At 53.3% G+C, this 1,891-nt stretch carries 2 protein-coding genes and 1 pseudogene; all 3 read right to left on the bottom strand.

All coding sequences use genetic code 11. The features are described from left to right. A pseudogene (locus Psfp_RS20925) lies at positions 1–446 on the bottom strand (carbon monoxide dehydrogenase); the annotation flags it as partial. After that, complete coding sequence (locus Psfp_RS20920) at positions 446–919, bottom strand: (2Fe-2S)-binding protein (RefSeq protein ID WP_134220439.1); 474 nt, start codon at positions 917–919, stop codon at positions 446–448. The gene Psfp_RS20920 and the pseudogene Psfp_RS20925, both read right to left, overlap by 1 nt. 3 nt (positions 920–922) lie before the next feature. Continuing rightward, a complete protein-coding gene (locus Psfp_RS20915) occupies positions 923–1,804 on the bottom strand; it encodes a xanthine dehydrogenase family protein subunit M (RefSeq protein WP_192895573.1) in 882 nt (293 codons plus the stop codon). Positions 1,805–1,891: the final 87 nt, after the last annotated feature.

Raw genomic sequence — 1,891 nt, 5'->3', positions numbered from 1 at the left:
ACCGGCAGGGGCTCGTATTCTACTTCAATCAGGTCGCAGGCGGCCTCGGCGGTCTCTTCATCAATGGCGGCAACAGCGGCCACGCCTTCACCATAAAAGCGGACTTTATCTACGGCCAGAGCGGTCTCGTTGGCCGACTGGGGCACGATACCCCATTTGTTGGGAGCTTCGTCTCCGGTGAGTACTGCCAGTACTCCCGGCAACGCCAGCGCTTTGCTGCAGTCGATCTTTTTAATTTTGGCGTGCGCGTATTCCTTGCAGCGCTTAATTTTCCCATACACCATACCCGGCAGCACCATGTCGGCGGTATAAATCGCTTCACCTTTAGCCTTGGCCGGGCCGTCTATCCGCGGAAAGCTTTTTCCTATCTGGGTGAACCTTCTCTCATCCAGATATGAAGGTTTCCCTTCACGTACATAATTTTCTCTCTGATCCCAGGCTCCCATTACTTCACCCCCGTTTCAGAAGCTACTTCAATGGCTTCGATAATTCTCTTAAAACCGGTGCAGCGGCAGATGTTTCCGGACATCTCGTGCTTGATGTCATATACGCTGGGCTTGGGATTCCTGTTCAGAAGCCCGGTGGCCGACATGAGCATGCCCGGTGTGCAGAAACCGCACTGGATCGCGCCGTGGTTGACAAATGCCGCCTGAAGCGGGTTCAGTTCGCCGTTCGGCAGGGCCAGCCCTTCTACAGTGGTAATCTTCTTGCCGTTGCAGGTGATTGCCAGCGTGATGCAGGACAATACGGGTTTGCCTTCCACCAGTACGGTGCAGGCCCCGCAGTCGCCCATCCCGCAGCCTTTCTTGGTGCCGGTGAGTCCTACTTTTCTCCTGATTACATCAGCCAGCAAGTCCCTGGGGCTAACAGCCAGATCATAAACCCGGCCATTTATATCCAAGCTTATCAGTTGTTTCATCACTTACACCTCCTGAGCGGCGGCAAACGCCTCTTTGAGTAGTCTGCGGGCCAGCACCCCTACGATTTCGCGCCGGTATTCCTCGGAGGCCCGGATGTCGGTAATCGGCTTCGCTTCGCCCTGAGCCGCTTCAGCCGCTTTCGCTGCTAATTCATCGCTAAATTTCTGCCCGGTCAGGAGTGCGGGAACTGCTGTGGATACCAGCGGTTTGATGAAAACCGAGCCCATGACCAGTTTTACACTCTTGACAGTCTTTTTGTCAGCTTCCAGTTCAAGGGCGACCGCCATGTTGACACAGTCAATTTCATTGGCGTCCCTGGCGCCCATATAGGCATATTTGGCTACCAACTTCGGAGAGGGTTCCGGCAGCTTAAACTTGGTCAGGATCTCGCCTTCCTTGAGGTCGATCTTTCTGACACCCTGGATGAACGCTTCCAGCGGCATTTCCCTTTCACCAGCAGCGCTGCTGACTACAACCGTAGCGCCGTAAGCTACCAGGGGTGTGGGGGTCTCGCCGGACGGAGACGCGTTACAGCTGTTGCCGCCGATTGTGCCCATGTGCCTCACCTGGGATGAACCAAGCTCTCCTGCCGCATGGGCAAGAGCGGGGTATTTTTCCTTCACTATCTCAGAATACTGAATCTCTGCAATCTTTGTGGTCGCGCCGATTTCCATACCTTTACCCGGCTCATATTTGATGCCTTTAAACTCTTCAATGTTATTGATGTCAATGAGGTATTCCGGGCTTATGATTTTGTCTTTCATCAATACCAGCAGGTCTGTGCCACCGGCAAGAATCCTGGCCTTGCTTCCCAGACGACTCACCACTTCAAATGCTTCCCCAGGCGTCTTGGGAGCCAAATACTCAAAGTTATTCATATACATCTTTGTAAGCCACCTCCTTCAAATACTTTCAGCTACCCATCGATAACCGCTTTCTTCACTTCTTACTGCAGAAAATTCTGATGTCGC

The sequence above is a fragment of the Pelotomaculum sp. FP genome, assembly GCF_004369245.1.
GTDB classification, from domain to species: Bacteria; Bacillota; Desulfotomaculia; order Desulfotomaculales; family Pelotomaculaceae; genus Pelotomaculum_C; species Pelotomaculum_C schinkii.
The sequence above is the reverse complement of the archived record's forward strand: the minus strand, read 5'-3'. Positions and strand labels throughout refer to the sequence as shown.

Bases quoted from the DNA above. Each gene is read 5' to 3' on its own strand.
- Psfp_RS20915 (WP_192895573.1), bottom strand. From the start codon at position 1,804: ATGTATATGAATAACTTTGAGTATTTGGCTCCCAAGACGCCTGGGGAA.
- Psfp_RS20920 (WP_134220439.1), bottom strand. From the start codon at position 919: ATGAAACAACTGATAAGCTTGGATATAAATGGCCGGGTTTATGATCTG.